Consider the following 26,076-nt stretch of genomic DNA (forward strand, 5'->3'; position numbering starts at 1 on the left):
GCGCTACAGCCTCCCGCCCAGCACAACCGGCTCCGGGACCAGTTCCACCCCGAAGCGCTCCTGCACGCCGGCGCGGACCGTGCGCGCCAGGGCGACCAGATCGGCTGCGCGCGCGCCGCCACGGTTGGTCAGCGCCAGGGTGTGCTTGGTGGACAACGCGGCCGCTCCGGGCAGCCCGTACCCCTTGTCGAATCCGGCCTGGGCGATCAGCCATGCAGCCGAGGTCTTCACCCGGCCCTGCCCGGCGTCGAACCGTGGCGCCTGCGGCGGCAGCCCCGCGGCCCGGGTGGCGTCCAGGATCGGGTTGGTGAAGAAGGACCCGGCGCTCCAGGTGTCGTGATCATCGGCGTCCAGCACCATGCCCTTACCGCGCCGCAGGGCCAGCACCGCCTCGCGCACCTGCGCCGACGGCACCCGCTCGCCCACGGCCACCCCGAGCGTCCTGGCCAGTTCGGCGTACCGGATCGGTGCGGAGGCGTCAGCCCGCACCATCTGGAACTGCACCTGCAGCACCACGTACCTGGGTGTGGGGAACCACGGCGAGTCCGGGGCGTACAGCGACTCCTTCAGCACCGAGTTGCGGTAGTCGAAGGCCAGGTCGGTCCGGGACAGGGTGCGGATCCGTCTCTCGGCCCGGTCCCAGGTGCGCACCGCGACGATCACCTCGCTGACCTCCTGACCGTAGGCGCCCACGTTCTGCATCGGGGTGGCGCCGGTGGACCCGGGGATTCCGGACAGCGCCTCCACCCCCTGCCACCCCTCGGCTACCGCCCGGGCGACGAACCCGTCCCAGTCCTGGCCGGCGGGGACGGTGACGGTCACGCCCTGGCCGGTCCCGGACTCCTGCACCGACACCCCGGTGCGCTGGTCCTGGACCACGATCCCGTCGAATCCGGCATCCGGTGCCAGGATGTTCGACCCGCCACCGAGCACCAGCAGTGGGCGAGAGTCGGCGTCGGCGCCCCGCACGGTCTCGATGATCGTCGCCTGGTCGGCTGCGGCCACGAACGTGTGCACCGGCCCACCCACGCGCAGGGTGGTCAACTCCGCCAGCGAGGGGGTACCGGTCATCTCAGTGCAGCCGGACCTTCGCCCGCGCCTTGCCCAGCACCGCCCGGTCCTCGACCTTCACGGCCAGGTCCACGAGCGCGACGTCGCCCTCAACGCTGCGCACGGTGGCGCTGATGCGTACCTGCACCTGACCGGGGTCCGGTACCGGGACGGGACGGGTGAACCGGGTGGCCAAGCCCAGCACGTCCCCGGGATCGCCCAGGTGATCACTCAGGGCGGAGGCAGCCAGGCCCATGGTCAGCATCCCGTGGGCGATCACCCCGGGCAGGCCGACCTCGGTGGCGATGCGGTCGTTGTAGTGGATCGGGTTGAAGTCACCGCTGGCACCGGCGTAGCGCACCAGGCGGTCACGATCCACCTCGGTGGTGACGGTGAACAGTTCGGTGCCGGGCTCGACGCCGGCGCGTAGCGGGTTCATCGCCCCTCCCCGCGCACGGCCAGGGTGGAGGTGACCGCACAGACCGGTGCGCCGTCGTCGTCGGCGATCTCGGTACGAGTGGTGACCATCGTGATGCCGGCGCGTTCGGTGATGCCGGCCACGTGCACAGCGGTGTGCAGCCGGTCCCCGGCGGTGATCGGGCGGTGGTGGTCGAAGGCCTGCTCGGCGTGGACCACGCGGGAGAAGTCGATCCCGGCACCGGGATCGGAGATGTACTCTGCCTCGGCGCGCTGCGCGACGACGACGGCGAAGGTCGCCGGCGCGATCACGTGGCGGTAGCCGCGGGCGCGCGCCGCCTCGGGATCGGTGTGCAACGGGGAGGTCGCGCCGACGGCGTCGGCGAACTCGGCGAGTTTGACTTCGGAGACGACGTAGGGCGGGGTTCCGGTGAACACCCGCCCTAGGTAGTCGGCATCGACCTGGGCCATGCCGTTCATGCTAGCGCCGATTCAGCGCGTCTCCTTGTGGTTGGTCTTGGCGTTGCAGCGGGAGCAGTACTTGGCCAGTTCCAACCGGTCGGGGTTGTTCCGACGGTTCTTCTTGGTGATGTAGTTGCGCTCCTTGCACACCTCACAGGCAAGGGTGATCTTGGGGCGGACGTCCGCGGACTTGCTGGCCACTGGTCTTCCTTACGCTCGCAGGTCCTGCCGCGACGGTTCCGGCAGGTGGTGGTGCTGGTGATTCTCCGAGTAGCGGGGGCGGGGATCGAACCCGCGACCTCACGATTATGAGTCGTGCGCTCTTACCGTCTGAGCTACCCCGCCGTGCTCAACGCATGGTGCCACAGAGCCCGCGCGATGAACCAGAGCCCCGAAAGGGAATCGAACCCTTGACCTTCTCCTTACCATGGAGACGCTCTGCCGACTGAGCTATCGGGGCGGCGCATCGAGGCTACAACGTCAGTGCCCGTTCAGCGAAATCGTCGGGACGTGACAATGACCACGTCTCATCGCAGCCAGTTCAGCGGAAGTTCACGAACTGCAGGGCCGCATCGATGTCATCTGCCTCCTTGAGCATCGCGATCACGGCCTGCAGATGATCCCGGGACTTGTCGCTCACCCGCACCTCGTCCCCGGTGATCTGGGTCTTGACGCCCTTGGGCCCGTCCTCGCGGATCAGTTTGGTGATCTTCTTGGCGTTCTCACTCGACAGGCCCTCCTTGAGGGTGGCCACGAGGCGGTACTCCTTGCCGGAGGGCTGCGGCTCCCCCTCACCGGTGTCCAGGGCCTTGAGCGAGACGCCCCGGCGGACCAGCTTGCTCTGGAACACGTCCAGCACCGCCAACACGCGTTCGGCGGAGTTAGCGGTCAGGACCACCGCCTCGGTGCCGGACCATTCGATCCCGGCGCCCACGCCCCGGAAGTCGTAACGCTGGGAGACCTCCTTGGCGGCCTGGTTCAGCGCGTTGTCCACCTCCTGGCGGTCGATCTTGCTGACGACGTCGAACGAGGCAACGCTGGCCACGGTGGCCCTCCTTGGTGCTGGGGGAACTGGGGATGTGACGTTGGCGACCCGATGGTCACAGCCGCGCCGCGAACTTGGTATTCTGCCATCCGGCGCTAGTGCCGACCATACGGCGGGTTGCCCGAGCGGCCAAAGGGAGCTGACTGTAAATCAGCCGCGTCACGCTTCGCAGGTTCGAATCCTGCACCCGCCACCACCACGGAGCCCGGACCCACACGAGGGTCCGGGCTCCGTTGCGTGCGCAGGCATCGATAGGCGGTAGGGGGTAGCGCATCGCCTCCGCCCGGACCGGAGGGGCGAGCCGCCGGGCCGACGGGCCGGGCGGCCGAGGAGAGCAGGTCAGCGCTGCCCGGTCGCCCTGCGCTCCAGGCGTTCGATCCGCTCGCTCATCGGCGGGTGGGTGGCGAAGAGTCTGGAGACCGCCTCGGCCCGGAACGGATTGGCGATCATCAGGTGCGAGACATCGGCCAGGTCGCCGGCCGGCTTCAGCGGCCGGGCGGCGGTGCCCCGCTCCAGTTTCCGCAGCGCGGAGGCCAGCGCCAACGGGTCACCGGTGAGATCGGCCCCGGAGGCGTCGGCGTCGTACTCACGCGTGCGCGAGATGGCCATCCGGATCAGTCCGGCGGCGAACGGGGCCAGCAGGGCCATCGCGAGCATCCCGACCAGTGCCAGCGCTCCCCCGGTACGCTGCCGGCCGGCGCCACCGGTGAACAGCAGGAACTGGGCCACCGAGGTGATCACACCGGCCATGGCCGCGGCGACCGAGGAGGTGAGGATGTCCCGGTTGTACACGTGCATCAACTCGTGCCCGAGCACCCCGCGCAGTTCCCGTTCATCCAGCAGTTCCAGGATGCCCACGGTGCAGCACACCGCGGCATTGCGGGGGTTGCGGCCGGTGGCGAAGGCGTTCGGGGACCGGGTCGGCGAGATGTACAGCCGCGGCATCGGCTGTTCGGCCCTGGCGGCCAGTTCGCGCACGATTCGGTGCATCTGCGGGGCCTGGGCCTCAGTCACCGGCTGGGCCTTCATCGCCCGGATGGCGATCTTGTCCGAGTTCCAGAAACTCACGAAGGTCATCACCACGCCCACGCCGGCGAAGACCCAGATCAATGAGGAGTTCCCGGTCCCGGCCGCCACCAGGGCGCCCAGGGCCATCGTCACCGCCCACATCACCGCGAACAGGCCTGCGGTCTTGACCGTGTTGCCCACACCGGTTCCCATGGTGGTGACCTCCTAAGCCACCGGGGGTGCGCCGCCCGCACCAGCCTCGACGAACATACCCCCGCGGGAGATCTCCGTCATCTCCTCGCGAGGGACCACCTTGACGCGCTCGCGCCCCTGCTTCTCGCCCAGGGCACGCTCATGGGCGTCCAGCAACTCCCAGCCGGTCCAGGAGGTATAGGGCACACCGTCGGCCCGCAACCGCTCCAGGATCGCCTCCGGGTCAGCTTTCGGTGCTCCCGGCAACACGCCGGCCCGCAGGTCCGCCTGGACGTCCTGGATCAGGTTGGCGATGGTCTCCTGCGCATCGGACTTGGTGTGCCCGATCAGTCCCACCGGCCCCCGCTTGATCCACCCGGTGGCATACAAACCGCGTACGTGCTCACCGTCGTCATCCAGCACTCGGCCGGTCTCGTTCGGGATCACTCCGGCCACCGGGTCGAAGGGCACCTGCGGCACGGAGGAGCCGAAGTAGCCCACCGCGCGGTAGATCGCCTGGACCTCGAACTCCTCGAACCGGCCGGTCCCCCGGACCGAACCGTCCCCGGTCAGTTCGGTGCGCTCGGTGCGCAGCCCGGTGACGGCATCGGTGCCCAGGACCTCCACGGGCCGGTGCAGGAAGTGCAGGTGGATTCGTCGCGACGCGGTCATCTCGGCGGGATCGCGCATGGTCCAGTCGGTGAGGGTCTTGACCACCTGCCGGGTCTGGTTGCTGGCCACCAGCGCCTCCTCCGAACCCTCATCGAACTCGAAGTCCTCGGGGTAGACCACCACGTCCACACCGGGCACCTTGCCCAGCTCGCGCAACTCCAACGGGGTGAACTTGGCCTGGGCCGGGCCCCGACGTCCGAAGACGTGCACATCGGTCACGGGGTTGGCGGCCAAGCCGTCGATCACGTTCTGCGGGATCTCGGTGCCCATCAGGTCCGGGACATGTTTGGCCAGCATCCGGGCCACATCCAGCGCCACGTTACCGTTGCCGATCACGGCGACCTTCTCGGCTTCCAGCGGCCAGGTTCGCGGGACATCGGGATGGCCGTCGAACCACGAGACGAAGTCGGCGGCACCGTAACTGCCGGGCAGGTCCACCCCGGGGATGTTCAGGTCCGCGTCCCGGATCGCGCCGGTGGAGAAGACGATGGCGTCGTAGTACTCCCGCAGTTGCGGCACGGTCAGGTCGGTGCCGACGTCCACGTTGCCGATCAGGCGGATATCCCCACGCTGCAGCACCTTGTACAGCGCGTTCACGATGCCCTTGATCCGGGGGTGGTCCGGGGCCACGCCGTAGCGCACCAGTCCGTAGGGCGCGGGCAGTCGCTCGAACAGGTCGATCGCCACGTCCAGATCGGTCTTGGCGAGGATATCGGCGGCGTAGATGCCGGCCGGCCCGGCTCCCACGATGGCGACCCGCAACTGTGGAGTGGGAATGGTGTTGCCTTTCGAGAAGAAGGAAGTCTTACCTGCCAGTGTAGGCAACCCGCGCCACGGCGGGCAGTGCGGGTCGTGTGTGGCTGGTCTCACCGATGTGCCTGTTCCGCGCAAGGAGGGATAGGTTCACGCTGTGCCCCTCACCCCCCGGCCGCAGGCCGAGCCGACCTCGCGTTCCGGGCTGATCGCCGGGGTGAGCGCTTACGCCCTGTGGGGCCTGCTGCCCCTGTACTTCCCGCTGATGGACGGGGCCGGGGTGTGGGAGATCGGTGCGCACCGGGTGCTCTGGTCGTTGGTGTTGTGCGCCGGGCTGCTGATGCTGGTGCGCAAACTGGGCCAGGTCCGCACGCTGCTGGCCGACCGTCGGGTGCTGGTGGGGTTGTCGGTGGCCGCGGTGCTGCTGGCCACGAACTGGGTGACGTTCCTTTATGCGGTGTTCACCGACCGGGTGGTCGATGCCGCCCTTGGCTACTTCGTCAACCCGCTGGTCACCATCCTGCTGGGGGTTGTCGTGTTGCGCGAGCGGCTGCGTCCCGGCCAGTGGGCGGCGGTGGGCGTGGCCGCGATCGGGGTGGTGGTGATCGCGATCGGGTACGGGACGGTGCCCTGGATCGCGGTGGTGCTGGCGAGTAGCTTCGGCCTGTACGGGCTCGCCAAGAACCGGCTGGGCCGAACCGTGCCGGCACTGCCGGGGCTGGTCGTGGAGACTGCGGCGCTGACCCCGGTGGCGCTGCTGTACCTGCTGTTGCTGGCGGGCTTGGGTACCGGCACCTTCGCCGTCAGTTCTGCCGGCACGGCACTGGGACAGCCCTGGCACAGCCTGGTCCTGATGGGCGCCGGGATCGCCACCGCGGTGCCGCTGATGCTGTTCGCCACAGCCGTGGGCCGGTTACCGCTGAGCACCGTCGGATTGCTGCAGTTCATCGCACCGATCATGCAGTTCGCACTGGGCGTGCTGGTGCTGGGTGAGGAGATGCCACCGGCGCGCCTGGCCGGGTTCGTGCTGGTCTGGGTGGGCTTGGTGCTGTTGGGAGTGGAGGGGCAGCAGGCCAGGAGCCGGCGACGGCGAAGCCTCACCCGGTCCTGAGGCGCGCGTTCGGCAGGGCGCTCCGGGGCGCGTCGTGCCCGCCGTCGTCGGGCGGGTCCGGCGATCAGCGCGGCCGAGGACGTCGCGGCATGCGCGAGTACAGCAGCGCCAGCACGATCAGCGCAGCGGCACCGACGAGCCAGGCCCGGGTCAGTTGTTGCGCGGGGGCCATCGGATCCGGGTAGGCGACCAGGTCCAGATCCGCCGCCGGGTCGGGCAGTGGCTGCGCGGGCCCGTGGACCGGTGAGGCCGGCCCGGGTGCGGTGCCGTCATCGATGAACTGCAGGGCTGCGACCGGCTGGATGAGGCCCCAGCCCATCCGGTCGTCGCGCTCGGCGGTGCTGGCCCGGGTTGCGGTGGCCTGCAGGCGGTGGGCCCACTGCTGCGGCGTCTCGTCGGGATACCGCGCCGCCACCAGAGCCGCGGCCCCGGAGACGTAGGCGGTCGCCCAGCTGGACGAGGGCGCCGAGTCCCCCGGGGAGAAGATGCAGTCCCCGCCGAACAGGTAGGCCGAGGGCACATGCTGGCCCGGGGCGACGACATCCACGTGCTCGCTCTCGAAGGAGGCGACCGCATGCCAGATCCCGGCCCGGTCCACCCCGGAGACCCCGAGCACGCCGTCGTAGGCGGCGGGGTAACGGGGCACGGCTTCCTGCACCTGGGCGGTCCCGCGGTTGCCGGTGCTGGCCACCACCAGCACGCCGTTGTCGGAGGCAGCCTGAACCGCTGCACGCAGATCCGGGTGGTCCTCGGTGGTACTCATCGAGACGTTGATGATCTGCGCGCCGTTCTGCGCCGCCCAGGCGATCCCGTCCGCGATCCGCTGCGGTGTGGGGTGCACATCCTCTTCTTCTGCGCGCTCGGAGTCGGCGTAGTAGACCCGCACCGACTGCAGCATCGCCTCCGGCGCCACCCCCAGCACCGCCGATCCGTCCACGTGGCGGGCGGCGATGATGCCGGCCACCACGGTGCCGTGCTCGAAGGCATCCCGGTCGTGGGGGTCGTCCTCGACCACGTTCACCCCGTCGACCACCACCTCGCGCAGGTGCTCGTTCTGTGCGTGCACCCCGGAGTCCACCACGGCCACCGTCACACCCGCTCCCCGGGAGTACTGATGTGCCCTGGGGATGCCGAGCGCGTCGAAGGCGGGCGGTGCCTGGGTGACGAACTGTGGATCCTCCGGATCACACTCCTGTCCGGGGGCCAGCGCCCTCGCCGGTGCGGCGCCTGGTCCGGAGACCGACACCGCGACCAGACCCACGGTCAGGGCGCCGGCCAGCGCCGCCGCGAGGATGCGACACCACGTCACCGGTGCACCACCGCGCTGGGTCACTCCTCCTCCGCGGGCTCAGGGACGTGTTCGTCCATGCCCTGCACCGCCTCGGCCGGAAGCCCGGAGCGGGCCGCCTCGACCGTGAGCGTCGGGCCCGGCCGGAACAACCCGGCCCAGGACCCCGGGACCGGGGGCGGCTCGAGTTCGTCGTAGCCCAGCAGCCCCAGCACCTGTTCGTGCCCGGGCGGGACCTGGTACATGGTGCCGCGTTCATCGATCACCATCCAGGCGCCGAGGTCGCCGCCCCCGTCCTGGCGCACCACGGCGCCGTGCCCGGCGGCAACGTCCACCGGCTCGGATCCCACCTCCTCCTCGGTGCCGACCACGTGCAGGTGCGTGGCCGACGGGGCGTCGTCGTTGTCCTCCGGTTCGGCGCGGTCCAATTGCACGCACGGGGTCGCTTCCGACTCCAGCGCCGCGGGTACCTCCTCGGGCCAGTCGGAGGGCACCAGGTCCGAAGCCGGGTCGACCTGCAGGCTCTGGCGCTCGGAGTAGTCCAGGGTCACCACGTCGTCGGGCCCCAGGCCGGTACCCAGGTAGTACAGCGTTACCGCCAGGGGGCTGAGCTCGACCAGCACTCCCTCGTCGGTGAGCACGTGGGGTGCGCCGGTCTCGCCCTGCGCGTTGCGCAGCAGGGTGACCGTGCCGACCCTCAGGTCCACGTCCAGTTGGGCGGCCGGCCCGGGTGGGGTGGACCCGAGGCCCTCCATGGTGAACGGGGCCAGCGGGGTGCCCTCGGTGAAGATGTTCAGCCAGCGCCCCCCGACCGCCGAGACGTTGTCCGGGTGGAACTCCAGGGCATGGCTGACCGCGTTCAGGTCGTCATCGGCGATCCGGTAGCGGTGCCCGTCGTGCACGTAGTGGGTTTGCCCGTTGACGCTCACCAGTGCCGCGTTGCCTTCTTCCGGTACAGCGCGGTCCGGATTCAGCGAGGTCCATTCCCGCTCCGGACCGACGGCACAGGAGAGCCACTGGTTGTTGATCAGGTTCTCCGGTGGTGGCAGGGCATCCGGTGCCCCCGGGATTCCCACGGTCATCGTGCCGCGCGGTACATCGCTGAGCTGTGTCTCGCTGAGGTTGACCACCCGGAAGGTCTCGGCGAAGGCGAGCAGCCGGGCACTCGTGATGTTGTGCACCGGGTATAGCTCGCCGTTGACGGCCACGTACCGCGCCCCCGTCTCGCTGACCACCACCAGGGAGTTGACCTTCCAGTCCTCATCCTGTTCCCCGGTGAACAGCCCGGCGATCAGGCTGCCGCCTACCACCAGCACACTGAGCACGATCCCGGTGATCACCCCGCGCAGCGGCTTGGCCGGTTCGAGTTCGCGCCCCCCGGGCGCCCCGGAGACGAAGGCCGTGAGGAGCCGGCGCCGGGAGAACGTCTGGGCCTGCAGGAGTTCCTTCTTCGAGGCCATCGGCTACACCAGCCCGGCGGCCACGATCGCGGCGGGGAGCAACAGCGCCAGGCAGGCCAGCTCGGCGGCGTCGGCCAGCCGACCCAGCCAGAGCCGCTGCTTGGGTGCCACCAGGGACAGGCCCACAATGGCGGCGGCCACGATGCCGACCCCGAGCGTGACACCGATACGCCAGGTCGGGTGCAGCAGCGCACCGACCACCCCGGTCAGCGCCAATCCCAGCACCGCCAGCGACATCATCGCGCCGACGTCGAAGCGGGCGTAGGACTCACGCACGCTCAGGATCATCCCGGCGTAGGCAAGCAACAGCAGGACCAGTCCGAACAGCCCGGTGCCCAGCACCATCGGGGTGGCGATCAGAGTGAGCAGTGCGACCGCGATGCGCAGGGACACCTGGATCCGGTGCCCGCGATGCCACAGCCCCGCCACCTCCTCGGCATCCAACTCCTCGGGGTCGGCCAGGATCTCCTCATCGGCGCTTGCGGTGGCCACCCGTAACGGGGTGGCCGACAGTGCCAGCCACGGGATACCGATGCCGGCCAGGCCGGCCACCGCCACGGCGATGGCCAGCACATGGCCGGGTTCGAAACCCGTGAACTCCACGATCGCCCCGACGGCCGCCACTGCGGCGCCCAGGATCGCCGGGACCAGCGTGAACTCGCGGTTGTCGCGCAGCAGCAACAGGCCCAGCACTCCGGTCACTGCGGCCCCGGCACCGGCGTACAGTGCCGGGGCTCCCCACAACGATTCGGCCGCGGTGAGGGTGAATCCGGCCACGGCTGCGTACAGGGCGGCCACCTGGACCAGCGCCACAGGTGCCGCCGGTGGCCCGCCGATGCGCCCGATCACCGCCGCCGAGACCAGCAGGATCACCGAGGTCAGGGCGGCTGCGACCGTCACCAGCGCCGATGCGCCGCCCACCCCCGCTCCGGTGAGCATGATCGCCACGGTGGTCAGCAGCGTCACCGCGGCCAGCACCGCCGTGGTGGCAGCGTCCTGGGGCGACCACGGCTTCTGTTCACTCTCGACCACGTCGGCCACGGCCTCGACGATGTCGTCGTAAACCCGTAGTTCGGCGCTGTCCACCCCCGACGCCAGGGTGAGCACGTCACCATCGACCACGCCCTGGGCCTGCAGGCTACGGTCGTCGTCCAACTCGTGGCCGTCGGCGCGGGTCAGCCGGTATCCGGCGTAGGCGGTGCCGGCCTCGAGCATGTTCAGGTGCCGGGCCAGGCCCGGGGTGATCTCCACGACCGGGACGCCGGCGGGTGCGGCGATGTCCATCCGGCGGTCGCCCGCCACGACGGACACCCGCACACGTTGGCCCACAGCGCGCTCGGTGCTGGTGGTCTCACTCATCTCATCCCCGCCCGAATCCTCGGCTCAGCACAGTCCGAGTTACTACTACCCCATCCATGAACTACCTTGCCACGCTCCCGCATCGCACCGGCCCGTTCCGCTTCGCCCGGGCGCCCAGCACCGGTCCGCACCCCGGCGATACTTACGGCCCCGCGATCTCGATCGTCGCCGCCCCGGACGTTTCCAGCCCCTCGGCGACCATGACCACGTACTCCCCCGCCGGGAGCTCATGTTGCAACTGCGCCACGCCATCGACGTGCACGTCGTACAGGTCCGGCAGGTCCTGGTCCGGCTCCGATCCCTCCCATGCCTGCACCACCAGCAGCACCGGCTGGGAGTGCTCATCGGTGCGGGATGCGGTGAACGTGTACTCACCGCCTTCCGGGATCGTCACCGCCCCGTGCCAGCCACCCCCGAAGCCCTCGGCGAAGTCGATCTCCGTGGTCGAGCCGATCTCGACCCGGTCGGGCACCCACGATCGCAACTGCGCCCCGTCCTCGAAGTCGGTGGAGGCTCGCTCGTCGAAGCCACGGACGTGCACCCGGTACTCCCCCGCGTCCAGCGTCCGGATCACCAGCGGATCGATCTGGGAGGCATCGCTGAAGCGCGCCTCGCCCGGGTCCCGGCTGCCGACCTTGTCGGCGTACACCTGCCCGTCCGGCCCGGTCAGTGTCAGTTCGGTGCGTGAGTTCCGCGTTCCGGCCACCGATTCCAGAATTACCACGCCGCGTTCGGCGACTACCAGGGTGCCCTCCCACTCTCCCGGGCCACCCTCCACCGTCTGGACTGTCTCGCCCACCTCGACGCGCGGGAGGTCCGGCTCCGGCTCGGACGCGGCCTCGGCGTCCGGTTCCGGTTCGGTCTCCTCGGGGGCGGCACCGGCCACCGACTCCTCCGGCGTCCTCGGCTCCTCGTGCGGCTCCTCGTCACTGCACCCGGCCAGGGCCAGGCCGACGGCGAGCGCCACGAGCGCGACGGGTCCCGTGCGCAGGCCCGTTCGGCGCGTCCGAGTTGGGTTCATGTCGTCACTGTAAAGGGCGCGCCAAGCCGATGGGGACACCATGGGCACGTCGCTCGGTGGCCCCGATGGGGACCTCTGCCCATGTACGCACCGGGGGTGAGTTCGTACAGTGGCAGGTATTCACCGCACACGGTGAGCCCACCCTGATGGTGGTAGTAAGGCGGCCCGAGGGGGCCACAACACAGGAGGTGACTGTGGGACACGAAGTCTCAGCAGCAGACGGCGCACTCCAGCGGGGTGCGAACATCGTGGCCGAGTCGAAGGCCGCACTGCATGGGGAGCTCGCCTCCCTCGAAGGACGACTCTCCGGCATCGGGGCACAGTGGCAGGGCTCCGGTTCTGCAGCGTTTGCCAATGTGATGGCGCAGTGGCGGGAGAAGTCCAACAGGATCATCAACAGCCTCGAGAACTTCGAGGAGAACCTCAAGCAGTCCCAGACCACGTACACCGCGTCCGACGACGCCGCCTCACAGGCGATGACCAATCTTCAGGGCCGGCTCGGCTGATCGGGAGGAACCCACATGTTCAAGGCTAATTTCGAAAGCATCAGCACGGCCGGAGCGGACATCGTCAACGGCGCCAACAAGATCGAGCAGCAGCTCAACGACATGGACACCCAGTTGCGTCCGTTGCAGTCGGACTGGACCGGTGCGGCATCGGACGCCTACGAGCAGGCCCGGGCCACCTGGACCCAGACCATCAACGAGATGAAGCAGTTGCTCGCCGAGATCGGCGCCGCTGTCACCCAGAGCGGTCAGGACTACCAGACCACCGACAGCCAGAACGCGAACCGGTTCGCCTGAGCCCGCGCGAACACGTGACGGTCGTGCCGAAGCCAGCGGTTTCGGCACGTGCCGCCATTTGTCCGCCTCTCGGAGGAACCCGGTCCACCCCGCACTTACCTGGGGGATACAAGCCATGAGTCACGGTGTGGAGATCACAGCACCGGTCCTCGAACGTCGGATCATCCAACTCCGTGAGATCGTCGCCGATATCGACGAGATGCTGGACGGCTCGTGGTTCCTACCGGTCCGCCAGCACAGCGGCCGCTGGACGACCAACACGGCTGCCCAGCAGTTCGTGCAGACCTACCGGACCAGACTCACCGACGCCGAGGACGCCCTGCGGAGTCTACGCAGCCGCGTCCAGGACATGTCCGATGAACTGCGGGCGACCGCGGAGTCGTTCAACCTGCTCGAGGGCACCATCGAGAGTGAGTTGAACAACCTTGACGAGTTGCTCGGGGACGTCCCCGAGCGACGCGTGCCCGCCGGGGGCGGCCACCAGCACACGGCGGTATGACGGGAGGCCTGGAATGACCGACAACGTCGAGTGCCTGAAGATGTACCACGAGCGCACCGAGTCCACCCTCGACCTGATCCAGAAGGACGCCGACGAGGTGCGCACCTGGTCGGAGAACCTGCAGGAGATCGCCCAGCGGATCGGCCGGATCGGATCGGAGACCGGGATCGCGGGCCGCTCCGGGGCTGCGGCCTGGACGGCGATGAACACCTTGATCGGGGAACTCAACGGGGCCTCCGAGCAGATCGGTGCGATTCCGGTCGGCGCCGAACTCGCCCTCGGGGTCCTGCGCGACGGTGGTGTGCATTACGAGGCCCTGCCGCCCCGTGGCCTGGACGCCAACCAGCAGGACTCCGTCCGTATGCACCAGCAGTACGGCGAGCAGAACATCTACGTCGCCGAGCTCGGCAGGTCCGTGCCGCTCGGCGAAGCCACCTCCTTCTGGTGGGACCAGAAGGACGGGCTCCGCGAGCAGCAGGCGCGCGAGTCGATGACCGAACTGGACCGGCGGATGGCCGAGGCTGAGGCCGCACTGGTCCCGGTCGCCGACGTGCCCGCCTCCGGCGGTGGTCCCGGCGGCCCGGGCGGGCCCGGAGTGCCCGGCCTCCCGGACGGTTCCGGTGGGCCCGGCGCCGGTGGGCCCGGAGACCAGGGGGAGCCCGGCACGCCCCCGCCGAGCAGCACCGCGCCCGGTGAGGGTGGTGGTCCGGGGCCCGGCATCAACTCCCCGCCCGGTGGGACCTCCACGCCCCCCGGCGGAAGCCACCCCTACCCGCCCCCGGGGACGGGCCCGCAGCCCGGCACCCCGCCTCCCGGTGGGGTCAGTCCCGTGCCGCCCGGGGAGCTCGACCCGCCGGGTATCGGTCACCCGCCCGGGTACGGCCCAGGCGTCGAGCCGCCGGAGTACGGCACCGGCGGCCCTGGCCCCACCCCACCGGATACCTCGATCGATGGTCCCGGCGGTGGCATCGTGGGACCGGGCGGCCCCGGCGCCGGGATTGGTGGCACCGGTGGTCCCGGTGCGGGAGGGGTCGGGGGCCCCGGTGCAGGGGCGTTCGGAGGTCCCGGCGCGATCGGTGCCGGCCTGGGCGTAGCGGGCGGCGCTGCCCGTGGTGCGCTCTCGGCGGCTGGCGGTGGCCCGAGAGCGGCCGGAACGCTCGGTGGTCCGGGTGCCGGTACTGCGGGGGGCGGCGGGCGGCCGATGGTCGGCGGCATGGTTCCCGGTGCTGCCGGTAGTGGCGGGCGGGGCGCTAGCACGCCCGGTGCCGGTCGCGGCCCAGGTGCCGGAGCCGGAGGGCGCGGTGCCGGTGGTGCCGGACTGATGGGCGGCCCCGGCAGCAAGGGTGAGAAGAAGAAGCGGCGCAATACCGCCCAAGGACTGCTGGCCGACTCCCTGGAGGAGGACGCCGCCACCGTGTCGCTGGGCACCGGCGCCGACGCCGGCTCCCGCGGGAGCGTGGCACCGGCCCCCGCACCCGACGATGAGAACGACGAGTGGTGACTGACGAAGGGTGAGTGCCCACCGGCACCCGCCCCGGTGCGGGCCACCTCGCCGGTCCCTCATCCCCCCGCCTGGAGAAACCCGCAGGCCGATCAGTAGTGCCGGCAGCACGATGAGGACTGTCGGCACGCGGTCAGGACCGCCAGCGCTGCACCGTGATGGAGCGTTCACCGGCCTCGATGCGACCGTCCTCGGGCACCGGTACCCGCGTGCCCGGGAACGCCCGTGTGGTGGTCCCGTCCGCGCTGACGACCACGGTGCCGTTCGCCGATCCGCGGTCCTGCACCCACAGTTCATCGCCGTCGATACCGAAGGCGGCGTGCGTGCGCGACAGCGAACGGCCGGGGTCATCCACGGCGACCAGGTGCGCGACTCGTTCACCGGGGCCGGCCTGCGGGCGGCGCCCGATCAGTCCGTTTCCGCTGACCGTCACCGACACGCCGTCGTCCACGGTGAGCACGAACACCGCACTGGCCCCGGAGTCGCGCACGTCCTCCAGGTCCGGCAGTTCGGTGGGGTGCAGGGTGCGCGGGTCTGCGGGGGTGGCTCCTGGCTGTGCGGGATCGAAGGTGTGCTCGGGCAGACCGGCCTGCGTGGACGCACCGGGCGCAGACCGGCCCGGGACCGGCGGGGGGAGCGGCGCAACCGGGCGGGCCTGTTCTGTTCCGGCGGTACCGGAACCGGCACCGCCGTACTGGTGCCCCGGCGTGCCCGGGAGATCGCCGCTCCAGGGGTGCGCGGGGGCGACCGCACCGGTCGGTGGCCCGGGCAGCCCCTGACCCTGCGGGAGGTCAGCGACCGGGCCCGCCGGTCCCGGCGCGCTGTGCTGCCCGTCGGGCGCCGCGTCCGGTCCGGGAGGTGGCGGTCCTCCCGCTGCTGGCGCCTGACCAGCCGGGGGCGCAGCCGGCGCCTGCGGGACGGGTCCGCCGGGAGGGGGACCGTATGAGTGCGGGCCCGCACCACCGGATCCTTGTCCGTAACCGGCAGCGTGGGGCAGCTGACCAGAGGGCGCCGCCGCAGGGTGAGGGTGTCCAGCGCCCTGACCTCCGGCATAGCCGGATGCGCCGGTGCCGTACGGGCCGGGCGGGGCGGCCGGGACGGCGGGTGCGTATCGGGGCGCCGGTGCCTTCCGGTGGGCATCGGGACGCACGTTCACCACCCGGGTGCCCGCCACGCGGTCGTGCCAGGCCTGGCCCCTTCCCGTGCGGTCCAGCACCGTGGTGGCGATCAGGAGGAACTGACCCACCAGGACCACCGCGTGGGAGGCTCCGAGCAGCAGTGAGCGCACCATGCCGCGGCGTAGGCCGGGGGCGTAGTCCGACCGGGCCTGTGCGGCACGGACACCGAGTAGGTGCTTGCCCAGGGTGCGGCCGGATCGCGCTTCCCAGACCGCCAGCCCCAGGGCCGCCTCCAGCAGCAGCACCGCCCCGAGCAGCACACTTCCGGTGGGCAGGTAGGCCGCCGCGGTCACCGCGCCGACCGCGGCCAGGTCGATGCCGTGGGCCAGAATGCGCCGGCCCGGACCGCATGCCGGCAAGGGGGCTGCGGCACGACCCCTGTTCACCTGCGGCGCGGACGCCACCTGCACGCTCATTCGCACTAACCCCTGTCCTGCTCGCTGGTGTGGAGTCTAATGCCGCTACCGGGCAGTCAACGTCTGCAATCCCTCCACCGCACCGGCCGCCAGCAACGCCGCCGGGAGCACCAGCCCCACCGTGATCGCCTCGAGGATGTCGCCCATCCTGGAAAAGCGCACGGAGCGGTACCCGCGGGCCAGCGGAACCGCCAGGAACGCGAACCCCACCGCAGCCACGATCAACACGAGTCCCCAGGCCAGCGCGTCGGGGAACCTGTGCACCCCCACCGCCAACTGGACCAACACGCTGAACAGGGCCAGACGCGGGGGGAGTTTGTCCGCCGGCCGCCGGAAGGAGCGTGGCGCCAACGTCAGGAACAGCACCAGCAACGCCACCAGGGCCACCGTGCCCCAGCCGCGCAGACCGCCGGGTTCGTAACCGGCCAGCACCACCGGGATCATCGCGGCCACCAGCACACTGGCCGAGATCATCCCGGCACGCTCCCGGTGCTCGGCCTGACGGATCCGGCGGGAGACGTGGTCGATGCGCACTCGGGCCGGGGAACGCGGCAGCACTCCCCGCACCGACATCGCGGTCCGGGCCAGGAAGGGCATGTCCAGCGCCTGCTCCTCCGGGATGTCCAACGCCGCGCTCGGCATCGACCGGATCATCAGTGGGGCCGCGCCGAGGATGAGCGCAGGCACCACATAGGCAGGAAGGTCCAGCAGCAGCGCCAGGGCGAACAGGGCCGCGACCGCCGTCCATACCGCGGCCAGCACCGCGGCGATCCCGTGGGAGGGGGCCATCTCGCGCCGGCTGACGGCGTATCGCAGCACCGCCAGCACCGAGGCGCTGAGCAGCGCCAGCACCAGACCCAGGCGCAGCGCCCCGTACTGTCCGGGCTCGGCGACCAGGAACCCCGACGCGAAACCGAACACCGGGGCCAGCACCGTCTCATCCAGCAGCCCATGGTCGGCCCGGCCGCTCAGGTCACCGGTTGCGGCGCCGTCGGATCGCCCCGGTTCCCGCGCCGGGGGGCCGTCGGGCCCCGCCCCGCTGCGGGCGGCACCACCGTCCAGTGGCAGCCGGCGGACGGCGAGCAGCACCCCGGTTGCGCCGAGCAGAACCGGGGCGCCCACCCCCAACCAACGGGGGTACGGCGCAGCCCCGGCGAGCAGGTTCGCCGCGTGGGAGGCCACGATCACCGCGCACAGCGCGAGCCCGAGCCCGCACACGACCCAACCGGCCAGACCGGCCGGCAACCGCCGGAACCGGGAGGGCGTAGCGGCGGCGCGCCCGGGCCGGGCAGGCGTGGTGCGGTCGTCGGCGACCACACTGAGCACGGCGCCGTCGGAGATCTCCCCCGCGATCGGGGCCTGCAGGTCGATCTCGGTACCGGCGGTCGAGGTGACCATCGTGGCCTCGGCGTCGATCCCGGCGCTGTGCAGGATATCGGCCAGGCGGGCCTCGGGCGTCACGGCCAGATCCAACCTGCCCGACCCGGTCAGCAGCGCCACGCGCAGCAACGCCGTCGACGTACTCACCTGACCCCCCACTCAGCGCTGGACATGCCTGAAACCGGCCGTTCCCATACTAGTCTTGACCGAGGTTGTCCCGAGGGGATGGAGGTCGTGACGGTGACTGCACAAGCAGAGCGCCTCAGCCCGCCCAAGGCACCCACCGGACACCTCCAGCTCCAGCCCCCACCGGAACTGATCAAGCCCGAAGGTGCCTCGAACACGCTGATGACCGCGTTGCCGATGGTCGGGTCGATGGGCTCGATCGCGATGATCTCCTTCAGCCAGGGAACCGGCAACCGGATCTACCTGATGGGTGGGATGTTCCTGTTCATGGCGTTGTCCATGGTGGGAATGAACATCTGGCGGCAGAAGAGCCAGCACGCCCGCGAGGTCACCGACATGCGGCGGGAGTACCTGGCCTACCTGGCCGAGATGCGCGCCACGGTCCGTTCCGCCGCCCGCCGGCAGCGCCGGTTCCTGCAATGGTTCCTGCCCGAACCCGATGCGCTGGTGATGCTCGCCGAGGACCGCACCCGGGTCTGGGAACGGGACAGCGGCGACGCCGATCTGCTCCGGGTGCGCGTGGGCCGCTCCACCCAGCCCCTGGCGATGACGCTGGAGGCACCGCAGAGTTCACCGGTGTCCCAACTCGACCCGGTCGCCGCCAGCGCCGCGCACAGGTTCCTGCTCACCCACGCCGAGCAGCCGGGTCTACCGGACTCGATCGACCTGCGCGATGTCGCGCGGGTGCAGATCGCCGGGGACGAACAGAGCGCACGCGCCCAGGCCAGGGCGATGCTCATGCATCTGGCCACGTTCGTCGAGCCTGCGCAACTGCAGATCGCGGTGGTGGCCGCCGCGGCGGTGCAAGCCGACTGGGAGTGGGTCAAGTGGCTGCCGCACGCCCATTCCGGGGCCGAGCGGGACGGTGTGGGGGCGGCCCGGATGGTGGGTGAGTCCCTGGCGGAGGTGGAGTCCCTGCTGCCCGCGGGACTGCCGGATCGCCCCCGGTTCCAGCGCGGTGGTGCCACGGCCGAACCGCACGTGGTGATCGTGCTCGACGGCGGGCACGTCCCGGCCGGTAACGCCCTCATCACCGAGGAGGGGGTCAGCGGGATCACGGTGCTGGAACTGCCGGAGACCTGGGAGGAACTGACCGACTGGAACACGTTGCGGTTGCTGCTGCACCCCCGGATCGCGAGCGGCCCCGATCGTGGACGGGTGCCGTTGCAGGTGCTGCACCGGGGCCACCCCCCGGTGCGGGGCCTGGCCGATGAGATGTCCATCCCGCAGGCCGAGGCCACCGCTCGCCGACTGATGCCGATGCTGGTCTCCGGCGGCGAGGAGTCCACCTCCAAACAGTCGGTCTCGGCCGAACTGACCGATCTGCTCGGCCAACCCGACGTACGCGACTTCGACCCGAAGGTGGCCTGGAAACCACGCCTGCCCCGCGACCGGCTCCGGGTGCCGATCGGCCTGACCAGCCACGGGCAGCCGCTGGCCCTGGACATCAAGGAGTCGGCGCAGCAGGGAATGGGCCCGCACGGCTTGCTGATCGGAGCCACCGGTTCGGGCAAGTCCGAGGTGCTGCGCACCATGGTGCTGGCCCTGGCGATGACGCACTCCTCCGAGGACCTGAACTTCGTGCTGGTGGACTTCAAGGGTGGGGCCACCTTCGCCGGCATGGCGGACATGCCGCACGTCTCGGCGATCATCACCAACCTCGGCGAGGAGCTGACGCTGGTGGATCGTATGCAGGACGCCCTCAAGGGTGAGATGGTGCGCCGTCAGGAACTGCTGCGCTCGGCGGGCAACTTCGCGAATGTGGCCGACTACGAGAAGGCTCGCAAGGGTGGGCGCACCGACCTGGAGCCGCTGCCCGCCCTGCTGATCGTGGCCGACGAGTTCTCCGAGTTGTTGGCCGCCAAACCCGAGTTCACCGAACTGTTCGTGGCGATCGGCCGGCTGGGGCGTTCGCTGCAGATGCACATGCTGCTGTCCACCCAGAGGCTGGAGGAGGGCCGCCTGCGGGGCCTGGAGTCGCACCTGTCCTACCGGATCGGGCTGAAGACGTTCTCCGGGGCGGACTCCCGGGCGGTGATCGGGGTGCCCGACGCGTTCGAACTACCCGGCGGCGGCGGCCACGGGTTCCTCAAGCCCGACGCCTCCACCCTGATCCAGTTCAGGGCCGCGTACGTGTCCGCGCCGCCGAAGACCCGACGGCGGGGGGCCGGGCGGGCGCGCACCGCGGCGGCACCCCAGCAGATCCGGTTGGAGCCCTACACCGCTGCGCCGGTGTTGCTGCCCGAGACCCAGGACGAACCCGAACCGGTCGGAAGCAACGAGCCGGAGGAGAAGCGCGTCACGTTCGACATCGCGGTGCAACGGATGAAGGGGCAGGGCCCCCCGGCCCACCAGGTGTGGTTGCCGCCGCTGGTGACCCCCTCCACCTACGACCAGATGATGCCGGATCTGACCACCGACGCCGACCTCGGCCTCATCTCGCCGTCCTGGCGCAACTCCGGTGCGCTGACCTTCCCGCTGGGCATCGTGGACCGCCCACTGGAACAGCGCCGGGACACCCTGTCCATCTCCCTGTCCGGTGCCGGTGGCCACATGGCGATCGTGGGCGGACCGCGCAGTGGTAAGTCCACCGTGGCCCGCAGCGTGCTGACCGGGTTGGCGCTGACGCACAGCCCGCTGGAAGTGCAGTTCTTCGTGATGGACTTCGGGGGCGGGACGTTCACCCCGATGGCCGGCATGGCGCACGTGGCCGGAGTGGCCACCCGGTCCGAACCGGACGTGGTGCGCCGGATCCTGGCCGAGATCGTCGGGCTCGTCAACGACCGGGAGGTGTACTTCCGGGAGAACGGGATCGACTCGATGGAGACCTACCGGCAACGCCGCCGCCAGGGCCGGGCCGACGACGGCTACGGGGACATCTTCCTCATCGTGGACGGCTGGCCGACCCTGCGATCGGAGTTCGACGGGCTGGAGATGGAGATCCAGGCGGTCGCGGCCCGGGGGTTGACCTTCGGCATGCACCTGGTCGCCGCGACCGGACGCTGGATGGATTTCCGCACCCAGGTCAAGGACCTGTTCGGCACCCGGGTGGAGCTGCGACTGGGTGATCCGATGGATTCGGAGTTCGATCGCCGGGTGGCCCAGAACGTGCCGAAGAACCGGCCAGGTCGCGGGTTGGTGGTGAGCAAGCATCACGTGCTGACTCCGCTGCCCCGGATCGACGGCTCCGGGGACGCCGAGACCCTCGGTGAAGGCGTGGAACAACTCATCGCCCGGGTGAACGAGGCCTGGACCGGGCCCCGGGCGCCGAAGTTGCGGCTGCTACCGGAGGTGATCACCGCCGAGGAGGTCCTGGATCTGGCCGGTGAGACCGAGCGTGCCAAGATCCTGCTCGGCATCGACGAGGCCGCCCTGGCACCGGTCGCTTTCGACCCGCGCAGCGACTCCCACCTGTATCTGTTCGGCGACTCCGGTTCGGGCAAGTCCTCGTTCCTGCGCGGGGTGGCCAAGGAGGTTCAGCGCCTGCATACCCCGAAGGAGGCGCAGATCTTCGTGGTGGACTTCCGCCGCTCGATGCTCGCGGAGATCCCCGAGGAGTACCTGGCCGGGTACTTCACCACCGCAGAGCAGGCGACGGAGGAACTGGCTGCGGTGGCGCAGTACCTGCGGACCCGGCTGCCCGGCCCGGACGTGACCCCCGCACAGTTGCGGGCACGATCCTGGTGGAGCGGCGCGGAGGTGTACGTGCTGGTGGACGACTACGACCTGGTGGCGACCTCGAGCGGGAACCCGGTGGCCTCCCTGCAACCGCTGCTGGCCCAAGCCTCCGACGTGGGCCTGCACCTGATCCTGACCCGGCGTACCGGTGGTGCCAGCAGGGCGATGTTCGAGCCGATCATCCAGTCCCTGAAGGACCTGGCCGCCCCCGGGGTGGTGCTCTCGGGCAGCAAGGACGAGGGGGCCCTGATCGGTACCGCCAAGCCCCAGCCCGGCCCGCCCGGTCGTGGCCAGTTGGTCACCCGGGCAAAGGGCGTCCAGGTGGTCCAACTCTCCCACAACCCTTCCCAGCACTGAGCCGGGAAGTCCCAGCACTGAGCCGGGAACGGCACTGCGGCGACGGGTCAGCCCGGGTAGCCGGCTCAGGCGAGGCGGTCCACCAGCAGGGTGGCGAAGGTCTCCAGGGCCCGCCGGGCGGTGGAGTCCGCGACCGGCTCCAGGTCGGCGACCGCGTCGGCAGCCCACCGCCGGGCCAGGACGCGCACCTCCTCGGTCACCTCGTGGGTACGCAGCCGCTGCACCACCTCATCGAGGGCGTCGTCGTCGGAGAGGTCACCCTGCAGTGCGGTCAGGATCGCCCGGCCCTCGGCGTCCAGGCCTTCCCCTCTGGCCTGGAGTAGCAGGACCGGCATCGTGGCCACACCCTCGCGCAGGTCCGTGCCCGGAGTCTTCCCGGTGGTGTCGGCGTCCGCGGACAGGTCGATCACGTCGTCGGCGAGCTGGAACGCCACCCCGACCTTCTCCCCGTATGCCACGGCGGCGGCCTGCACCTGCTCGTCGGCGCCGGAGAAGTAGGTGCCGTACCGGGCCGCAGCCGCGATCAAAGATCCGGTCTTGTCCGCCAGCACGCCCAGGTAGTGCTCGATCGGGTCCTGGCCCTCCCGCGGGCCTAGGGTCTCGTGCATCTGGCCCAGTACCAGCCGTTCGAAGGCGTCGGCCTGGATCCGCACCGCAACCGGGCCGAGTTCGGAGACCAGCCGGGAGGCGCGGGCGAACAGCAGGTCCCCGGTCAGGATCGCCATCGTGTTGCCCCACACCTCGTGGGCACTCGGGGCACCGCGGCGCAGCGGTGCGGAGTCCATCACGTCATCGTGGTAGAGCGTGGCCAGGTGGGTGAGTTCGGTGGCCAGCGCGGCCTGCCGGACGCGGTCGTCGACGCCCTCTCCCAGTAGCGAGGTCAACAGCACCAGCGCCGGGCGCATCCGCTTCCCGCCGGCGGCGATCAGGTGCTCCGAGGCCTGCTCGATCAGTGGCTCGTTGTACTGAGCCATCTCGATCAGCCGCTCCTCGATGGCGGCCAGCTCGGCCCCGATCGTGGCGTCCACGTCGGGATCGCCGAGCGGGAGGGGTGTGGTGGTCACAGTAGGAACATAGCGGCGTCGCCCAGCACGTCCAGCACCGGTCCGGGCAGCACACCCAACAGGACCGTCCCCACCGCGGCGATCCCCACGGCCACCACCGTCATTCCCTCGCTGGGCACGACCACGGTGCTACGCCCGGTCTCCGGGCCCGGGTCGGTGAAGAACATCGCCACGATCAACCGGACGTAGAAGAACGCCGCGGCCGCGCTGGCCAGCACCGCGATCACCACCAGCGGCCACGCCCCACCGGCGACGGCGGCGTAGAACACGGTGAACTTGCCGATGAACCCACCCGTCAGCGGGATGCCGGCGAAGGACAGCAGGAACAGGCCCATGCTCGCGGCCAACCACGGATTGGTGCGCCCCAGCCCGGCCCACTGGTTCATCGAGAGGGCCTCACCGGTCACGTTGCCGTCCGCATCACGCTCGCGCACCAGGGTCACCAGGGCGAACGCGCCGACGGTGGCCAGGCCGTAGGCCAGCAGGTAGAACAACACCGCCGGTACGGCGTAGGCGTCCAGCGCGATGACGCCAAGCAGCAGGAACCCGGCGTGCGCCACGGAGGAGTAGGCGAGCATCCGCTTGACGTCGCTCTGCACCAACGCCAGCACGGTGCCCAGCACCATGGTGGCGATCGCGACCGCCCAGAGCATCGGTCCCAGGTCCCAGGCCAGCCCCGGCGCCACGACGTAGACCAGGCGCATCATGATCATGAGCGCGGCGATCTTCGTGCAGGCGGCCATGAATCCGGTAACCGGGGTGGGCGCGCCCTGGTACACGTCCGGCACCCAGTTGTGGAAGGGCACCGCGCCGATCTTGAACAGCAGCCCCACCAGCACCAGGGTGATCCCGGCCAGGAGGAATCCGTCCATACCCGCCATCGCCGGAACCGCTGCAGCGATCTCGTCCAGGCGCAACGACCCGGAGTAGCCGTACAGCAGGGCGATACCCATCAGCACGAAGGCTGTGGCGAAGGCACCGAGCAGGAAGTACTTCAGGGCCGCTTCCTGGGACAGCAGCCGACGCCGACGGGCCAGCCCGGCGAGCAGGTACAGCGGCAGGGACAGCACTTCCAGGGCGATGAACAGCGTCAGCAGCGTGCCCGAGGACGGGAAGACCAGCATCCCGGTCACCGCCAGCAACGTCAGCGGGAACACCTCGGTCTGCACCAGACCCTTGGTCCGGGTGAGTGCTTCGTACCGGCTGCCGGGGGCCGCGGATGCGGAGGCGGTGAAGGCGTCCTCACCACCGGCGCGGTCGGCCATCACCAGCACACCGACCAGTGCGCACACCAGCAGCACCGCCTGGGTGGCCAGGGCCGGGCCGTCCTCGATGACCGCGCCACCGATGAGCTCACTGGGGCCGGTGGCCTGGACGACACTCCAGCGCCAGCCCACCGCCACCAGCGCCGCACCGAGCGAACCGATCGCCAGCACCACCTGCACGACCCGGCGGACCTTGCGGGGCAGGAACCCCTCCAGCAGTACGCCGAGCACGGCGGCGCCGAACACGATCAGGACCGGGGTGATCCCGCCCCACTGCACGACCGGCGGTTCGAAGGGGTTCATCAGGCGCTCCCGAGGATCGAGGCGAACGAATCAGCGACGCCGGACAACAGGTCCAGCACCGGGGCGGGATACACGCCCAGGAACACGATGGCCAGGCCCAGGGGCACCAGCAGCCACTTCTCCCGAGCCACCAGGTCGCTCAGGCCGGCCCGCGCCGGCAGCCCGAGGGTCCGGCCCGCGGGCGGTCCGGGAATCGGGCCGGTGAACACGCGCTGGTAGGCCATCAGGATGTACAGCGCAGCCAGGACCACACCGATCACCGCTGCGGCACCCCAGGCCGGGTGTGCCTCGTAGCTGCCGATCAGCACCAGGTACTCGGGGATGAACCCGCTCAGTCCCGGCAGGGCCAAGGTGCTCAGCCCGGCGAACAGGAAGGTACCGGCCAGGACCGGGGTGACGCGCTGCATCCCGGAGTAGGTCCGCATGTCCGCGCTGTAGCCGCGCTGGATGAGGAACCCGGCGATGAGGAACATCGCGGCTGTGGACAGCCCGTGCGCGAGCATGTAGAGCATCGAACCGACCATGGCGGTCTGGGTGCCGGCGAAGATGCCCAGCACGATGAACCCGAAGTGAGACACCGAGGTGAAGGCGATCATCCGCATCAGGTCGTTCTGCCCCAGGGCCAGCAACGCGCCGTAGATGATCGAGATCACCGCCAGCACCATGATCACCGGCGCCGCCTGGGCGGCTGCACCGGGGAAAATCGGCAGCAGGATCGCGATCATCCCGAAGGTCCCGACCTTGTCGAGTACACCGACCAGCAGGGTGGAGGTCCCCGGCGTCGCCTGCGCGGCCGAGTCGGGCAGCCACGTGTGCACCGGCACCATCGGCGCCTTGACGGCGAAGGCCACGAAGAAGGACAGGAAGACCCACATGCCCATCGTCGGGTTGTCCGCGAAGACGTCGGAGAGGTTGTCCATCCGCATCCCCTCGGCGTCACCCCAGGTCTGGGCGAAGACCACGACCAACCCGGCGAGCATGATCAGCCCACCGGCCAGGGAGTAGATGAGGAACTTCACCGCCGCCGCACGGCGGTCGGGGCCACCGAAGACGCCGATCAGGAAGTACACCGGGATCAGCATCGCCTCGAAGGCGAGATAGAACAGGAACAGGTCACGCGCGGCGAACACCAGCACCATCAGCGCGAGCAGGATCAGGATCAGGCCGACGAACGTGGCCTGCCGGCTCTCCAGCGCCTCGGTGTCGACCGCATCCCCGGTCGCCTCGACGGAGTCGCCGCCGGAAGTGGTCACGGCCACCCGTTCGGGTGCGCGTACCTCGTTCCAGGCGGCCACCAGCACGATGGGCACCAGCAGGGCCGCCAGCAGCACCAGGGACAGGCCCATCCCGTTCACGCCGACGTCGTAACTGATCCCCAGCGCCGGGATCCACGAGGCGGTGGTGCTCATCTGCACCTGGTCGGCCGAGCCGACATCGAAGCCGGTGGCCATCACCACCCCACCCCCGAGCACCGCCAGGCTGACCACCAGGCCGATCGGGCGGGCGATCCGGCGCAGCGGCTTGAGCAGCCACACCGCCACACCTGCCACCGCCGGCACGGCGATCATCGCCGTCAGCCAGGGGAAGTCTTCAAGTCCGAACATGTAT

22 protein-coding genes and 3 tRNA genes are annotated in these 26,076 nt (G+C 70.3%); 7 read left to right on the forward strand and 18 right to left on the reverse strand.

Annotated features, from left to right (window positions below; genetic code table 11):
* Positions 1 to 3: 3 nt before the first annotated feature.
* From ACO0LV_RS02685 to ACO0LV_RS02715, 7 genes are all read right to left on the reverse strand, one after another.
* Complete coding sequence (locus ACO0LV_RS02685; protein WP_424786327.1) at positions 4 to 1,071, reverse strand: UDP-N-acetylmuramate dehydrogenase; 1,068 nt, start codon at positions 1,069 to 1,071, stop codon at positions 4 to 6.
* Between the two features lies 1 nt (position 1,072).
* Positions 1,073 to 1,489, reverse strand: coding sequence for a MaoC/PaaZ C-terminal domain-containing protein (locus ACO0LV_RS02690; RefSeq protein WP_424786328.1), 417 nt, complete (start codon positions 1,487 to 1,489; stop codon positions 1,073 to 1,075).
* Positions 1,486 to 1,938: an FAS1-like dehydratase domain-containing protein gene (locus ACO0LV_RS02695; protein ID WP_424786329.1), complete on the reverse strand. Its 453-nt coding sequence runs from the start codon at positions 1,936 to 1,938 to the stop codon at positions 1,486 to 1,488. The genes ACO0LV_RS02690 and ACO0LV_RS02695 overlap by 4 nt, the downstream gene beginning before the upstream one ends.
* Before the next feature lie 21 nt (positions 1,939 to 1,959).
* The gene (gene rpmG / locus ACO0LV_RS02700; RefSeq protein ID WP_424786330.1) at positions 1,960 to 2,130 is read right to left on the reverse strand and encodes a 50S ribosomal protein L33; all 171 of its coding nucleotides are present in this window, start codon (positions 2,128 to 2,130) and stop codon (positions 1,960 to 1,962) included.
* A gap of 70 nt (positions 2,131 to 2,200) precedes the next feature.
* Positions 2,201 to 2,274 (reverse strand) — tRNA-Met (locus ACO0LV_RS02705).
* Positions 2,275 to 2,316: 42 nt separating this feature from the next.
* Positions 2,317 to 2,389: transfer RNA gene (locus ACO0LV_RS02710), tRNA-Thr, on the reverse strand.
* Positions 2,390 to 2,470: 81 nt separating this feature from the next.
* Positions 2,471 to 2,974, reverse strand: a complete 504-nt coding sequence (locus ACO0LV_RS02715) for a YajQ family cyclic di-GMP-binding protein (RefSeq protein WP_424786331.1) — start codon at positions 2,972 to 2,974, stop codon at positions 2,471 to 2,473.
* 111 nt (positions 2,975 to 3,085) lie between these two features.
* Between ACO0LV_RS02715 and ACO0LV_RS02720 the strand changes: the two genes are divergently transcribed.
* Positions 3,086 to 3,170, forward strand: a tRNA-Tyr gene (locus ACO0LV_RS02720).
* A gap of 143 nt (positions 3,171 to 3,313) precedes the next feature.
* Here the strand turns inward: ACO0LV_RS02720 and htpX are convergent.
* Entirely contained in the window at positions 3,314 to 4,195 is an 882-nt protein-coding gene (gene htpX, locus ACO0LV_RS02725; RefSeq protein ID WP_424786332.1) for a zinc metalloprotease HtpX, read from the reverse strand.
* A 12-nt stretch (positions 4,196 to 4,207) separates the two neighbouring features.
* On the reverse strand, positions 4,208 to 5,623 hold the full coding sequence (locus ACO0LV_RS02730) for an FAD-dependent oxidoreductase (RefSeq protein ID WP_424786651.1): 1,416 nt from the start codon (positions 5,621 to 5,623) through the stop codon (positions 4,208 to 4,210).
* Between the two features lie 133 nt (positions 5,624 to 5,756).
* On the opposite strand from ACO0LV_RS02730, the gene rarD reads away from it, so the two are divergent.
* On the forward strand, positions 5,757 to 6,710 hold the full coding sequence (gene rarD / locus ACO0LV_RS02735) for an EamA family transporter RarD (protein WP_424786333.1): 954 nt from the start codon (positions 5,757 to 5,759) through the stop codon (positions 6,708 to 6,710).
* A 64-nt stretch (positions 6,711 to 6,774) separates the two neighbouring features.
* On the opposite strand, the gene ACO0LV_RS02740 is transcribed toward rarD, so the two are convergent.
* The 4 genes from ACO0LV_RS02740 to ACO0LV_RS02755 all read right to left on the reverse strand — a co-directional run bounded on the left by ACO0LV_RS02740 (position 6,775) and on the right by ACO0LV_RS02755 (position 11,838).
* On the reverse strand, positions 6,775 to 8,019 hold the full coding sequence (locus ACO0LV_RS02740) for a S8 family serine peptidase (protein WP_424786334.1): 1,245 nt from the start codon (positions 8,017 to 8,019) through the stop codon (positions 6,775 to 6,777).
* 20 nt (positions 8,020 to 8,039) lie between these two features.
* Entirely contained in the window at positions 8,040 to 9,458 is a 1,419-nt protein-coding gene (gene eccB, locus ACO0LV_RS02745; RefSeq protein WP_424786335.1) for a type VII secretion protein EccB, read from the reverse strand.
* A 3-nt stretch (positions 9,459 to 9,461) separates the two neighbouring features.
* A complete protein-coding gene (locus ACO0LV_RS02750) occupies positions 9,462 to 10,817 on the reverse strand; it encodes an EsaB/YukD family protein (RefSeq protein WP_424786336.1) in 1,356 nt (451 codons plus the stop codon).
* A gap of 142 nt (positions 10,818 to 10,959) precedes the next feature.
* Positions 10,960 to 11,838: a hypothetical protein gene (locus ACO0LV_RS02755; RefSeq protein ID WP_424786337.1), complete on the reverse strand. Its 879-nt coding sequence runs from the start codon at positions 11,836 to 11,838 to the stop codon at positions 10,960 to 10,962.
* Between the two features lie 65 nt (positions 11,839 to 11,903).
* Between ACO0LV_RS02755 and ACO0LV_RS02760 the strand changes: the two genes are divergently transcribed.
* The 4 genes from ACO0LV_RS02760 to ACO0LV_RS02775 all read left to right on the forward strand — a co-directional run bounded on the left by ACO0LV_RS02760 (position 11,904) and on the right by ACO0LV_RS02775 (position 14,641).
* Entirely contained in the window at positions 11,904 to 12,344 is a 441-nt protein-coding gene (locus ACO0LV_RS02760; RefSeq protein ID WP_424786338.1) for a WXG100 family type VII secretion target, read from the forward strand.
* 15 nt (positions 12,345 to 12,359) lie between these two features.
* The gene (locus ACO0LV_RS02765) at positions 12,360 to 12,641 is read left to right on the forward strand and encodes a WXG100 family type VII secretion target (RefSeq protein ID WP_424786339.1); all 282 of its coding nucleotides are present in this window, start codon (positions 12,360 to 12,362) and stop codon (positions 12,639 to 12,641) included.
* Positions 12,642 to 12,756: 115 nt separating this feature from the next.
* Positions 12,757 to 13,140: a hypothetical protein gene (locus ACO0LV_RS02770; RefSeq protein ID WP_424786340.1), complete on the forward strand. Its 384-nt coding sequence runs from the start codon at positions 12,757 to 12,759 to the stop codon at positions 13,138 to 13,140.
* Between the two features lie 13 nt (positions 13,141 to 13,153).
* Positions 13,154 to 14,641: a hypothetical protein gene (locus tag ACO0LV_RS02775; RefSeq protein ID WP_424786341.1), complete on the forward strand. Its 1,488-nt coding sequence runs from the start codon at positions 13,154 to 13,156 to the stop codon at positions 14,639 to 14,641.
* A gap of 133 nt (positions 14,642 to 14,774) precedes the next feature.
* Here ACO0LV_RS02775 and ACO0LV_RS02780 read toward each other — a convergent pair whose 3' ends face one another.
* Both ACO0LV_RS02780 and ACO0LV_RS02785 read right to left on the reverse strand, forming a co-directional pair.
* Positions 14,775 to 16,235, reverse strand: coding sequence for an RDD family protein (locus ACO0LV_RS02780; RefSeq protein WP_424786342.1), 1,461 nt, complete (start codon positions 16,233 to 16,235; stop codon positions 14,775 to 14,777).
* Between the two features lie 45 nt (positions 16,236 to 16,280).
* Positions 16,281 to 17,762 carry a hypothetical protein gene (locus ACO0LV_RS02785; protein WP_424786343.1) on the reverse strand — a complete coding sequence of 494 codons (1,482 nt, stop codon included), beginning with the start codon at positions 17,760 to 17,762 and terminating at the stop codon, positions 16,281 to 16,283.
* Between the two features lie 93 nt (positions 17,763 to 17,855).
* Between ACO0LV_RS02785 and eccCa the strand changes: the two genes are divergently transcribed.
* Positions 17,856 to 21,836: a type VII secretion protein EccCa gene (gene eccCa, locus ACO0LV_RS02790; protein WP_424786344.1), complete on the forward strand. Its 3,981-nt coding sequence runs from the start codon at positions 17,856 to 17,858 to the stop codon at positions 21,834 to 21,836.
* 65 nt (positions 21,837 to 21,901) lie between these two features.
* Here the strand turns inward: eccCa and ACO0LV_RS02795 are convergent, their stop codons facing one another.
* Genes ACO0LV_RS02795 through ACO0LV_RS02805 form a run of 3 tightly spaced genes read right to left on the reverse strand, consistent with a single transcriptional unit; the run spans position 21,902 to position 26,072 of the window.
* Positions 21,902 to 22,900, reverse strand: a complete 999-nt coding sequence (locus ACO0LV_RS02795) for a polyprenyl synthetase family protein (protein WP_424786345.1) — start codon at positions 22,898 to 22,900, stop codon at positions 21,902 to 21,904.
* Positions 22,897 to 24,468, reverse strand: coding sequence for an NADH-quinone oxidoreductase subunit NuoN (gene nuoN / locus ACO0LV_RS02800; RefSeq protein WP_424786346.1), 1,572 nt, complete (start codon positions 24,466 to 24,468; stop codon positions 22,897 to 22,899). Before nuoN ends, ACO0LV_RS02795 begins: the two co-directional genes overlap by 4 nt.
* Entirely contained in the window at positions 24,468 to 26,072 is a 1,605-nt protein-coding gene (locus tag ACO0LV_RS02805) for an NADH-quinone oxidoreductase subunit M (protein WP_424786347.1), read from the reverse strand. The genes nuoN and ACO0LV_RS02805 overlap by 1 nt, the downstream gene beginning before the upstream one ends.
* Between the last annotated feature and the right edge of the window lie 4 nt (positions 26,073 to 26,076).

The sequence above is a fragment of the Pseudactinotalea sp. Z1739 genome, assembly GCF_049725055.1.
In the GTDB taxonomy this organism is placed as follows: Bacteria; Actinomycetota; Actinomycetes; order Actinomycetales; family Beutenbergiaceae; genus CALKWS01.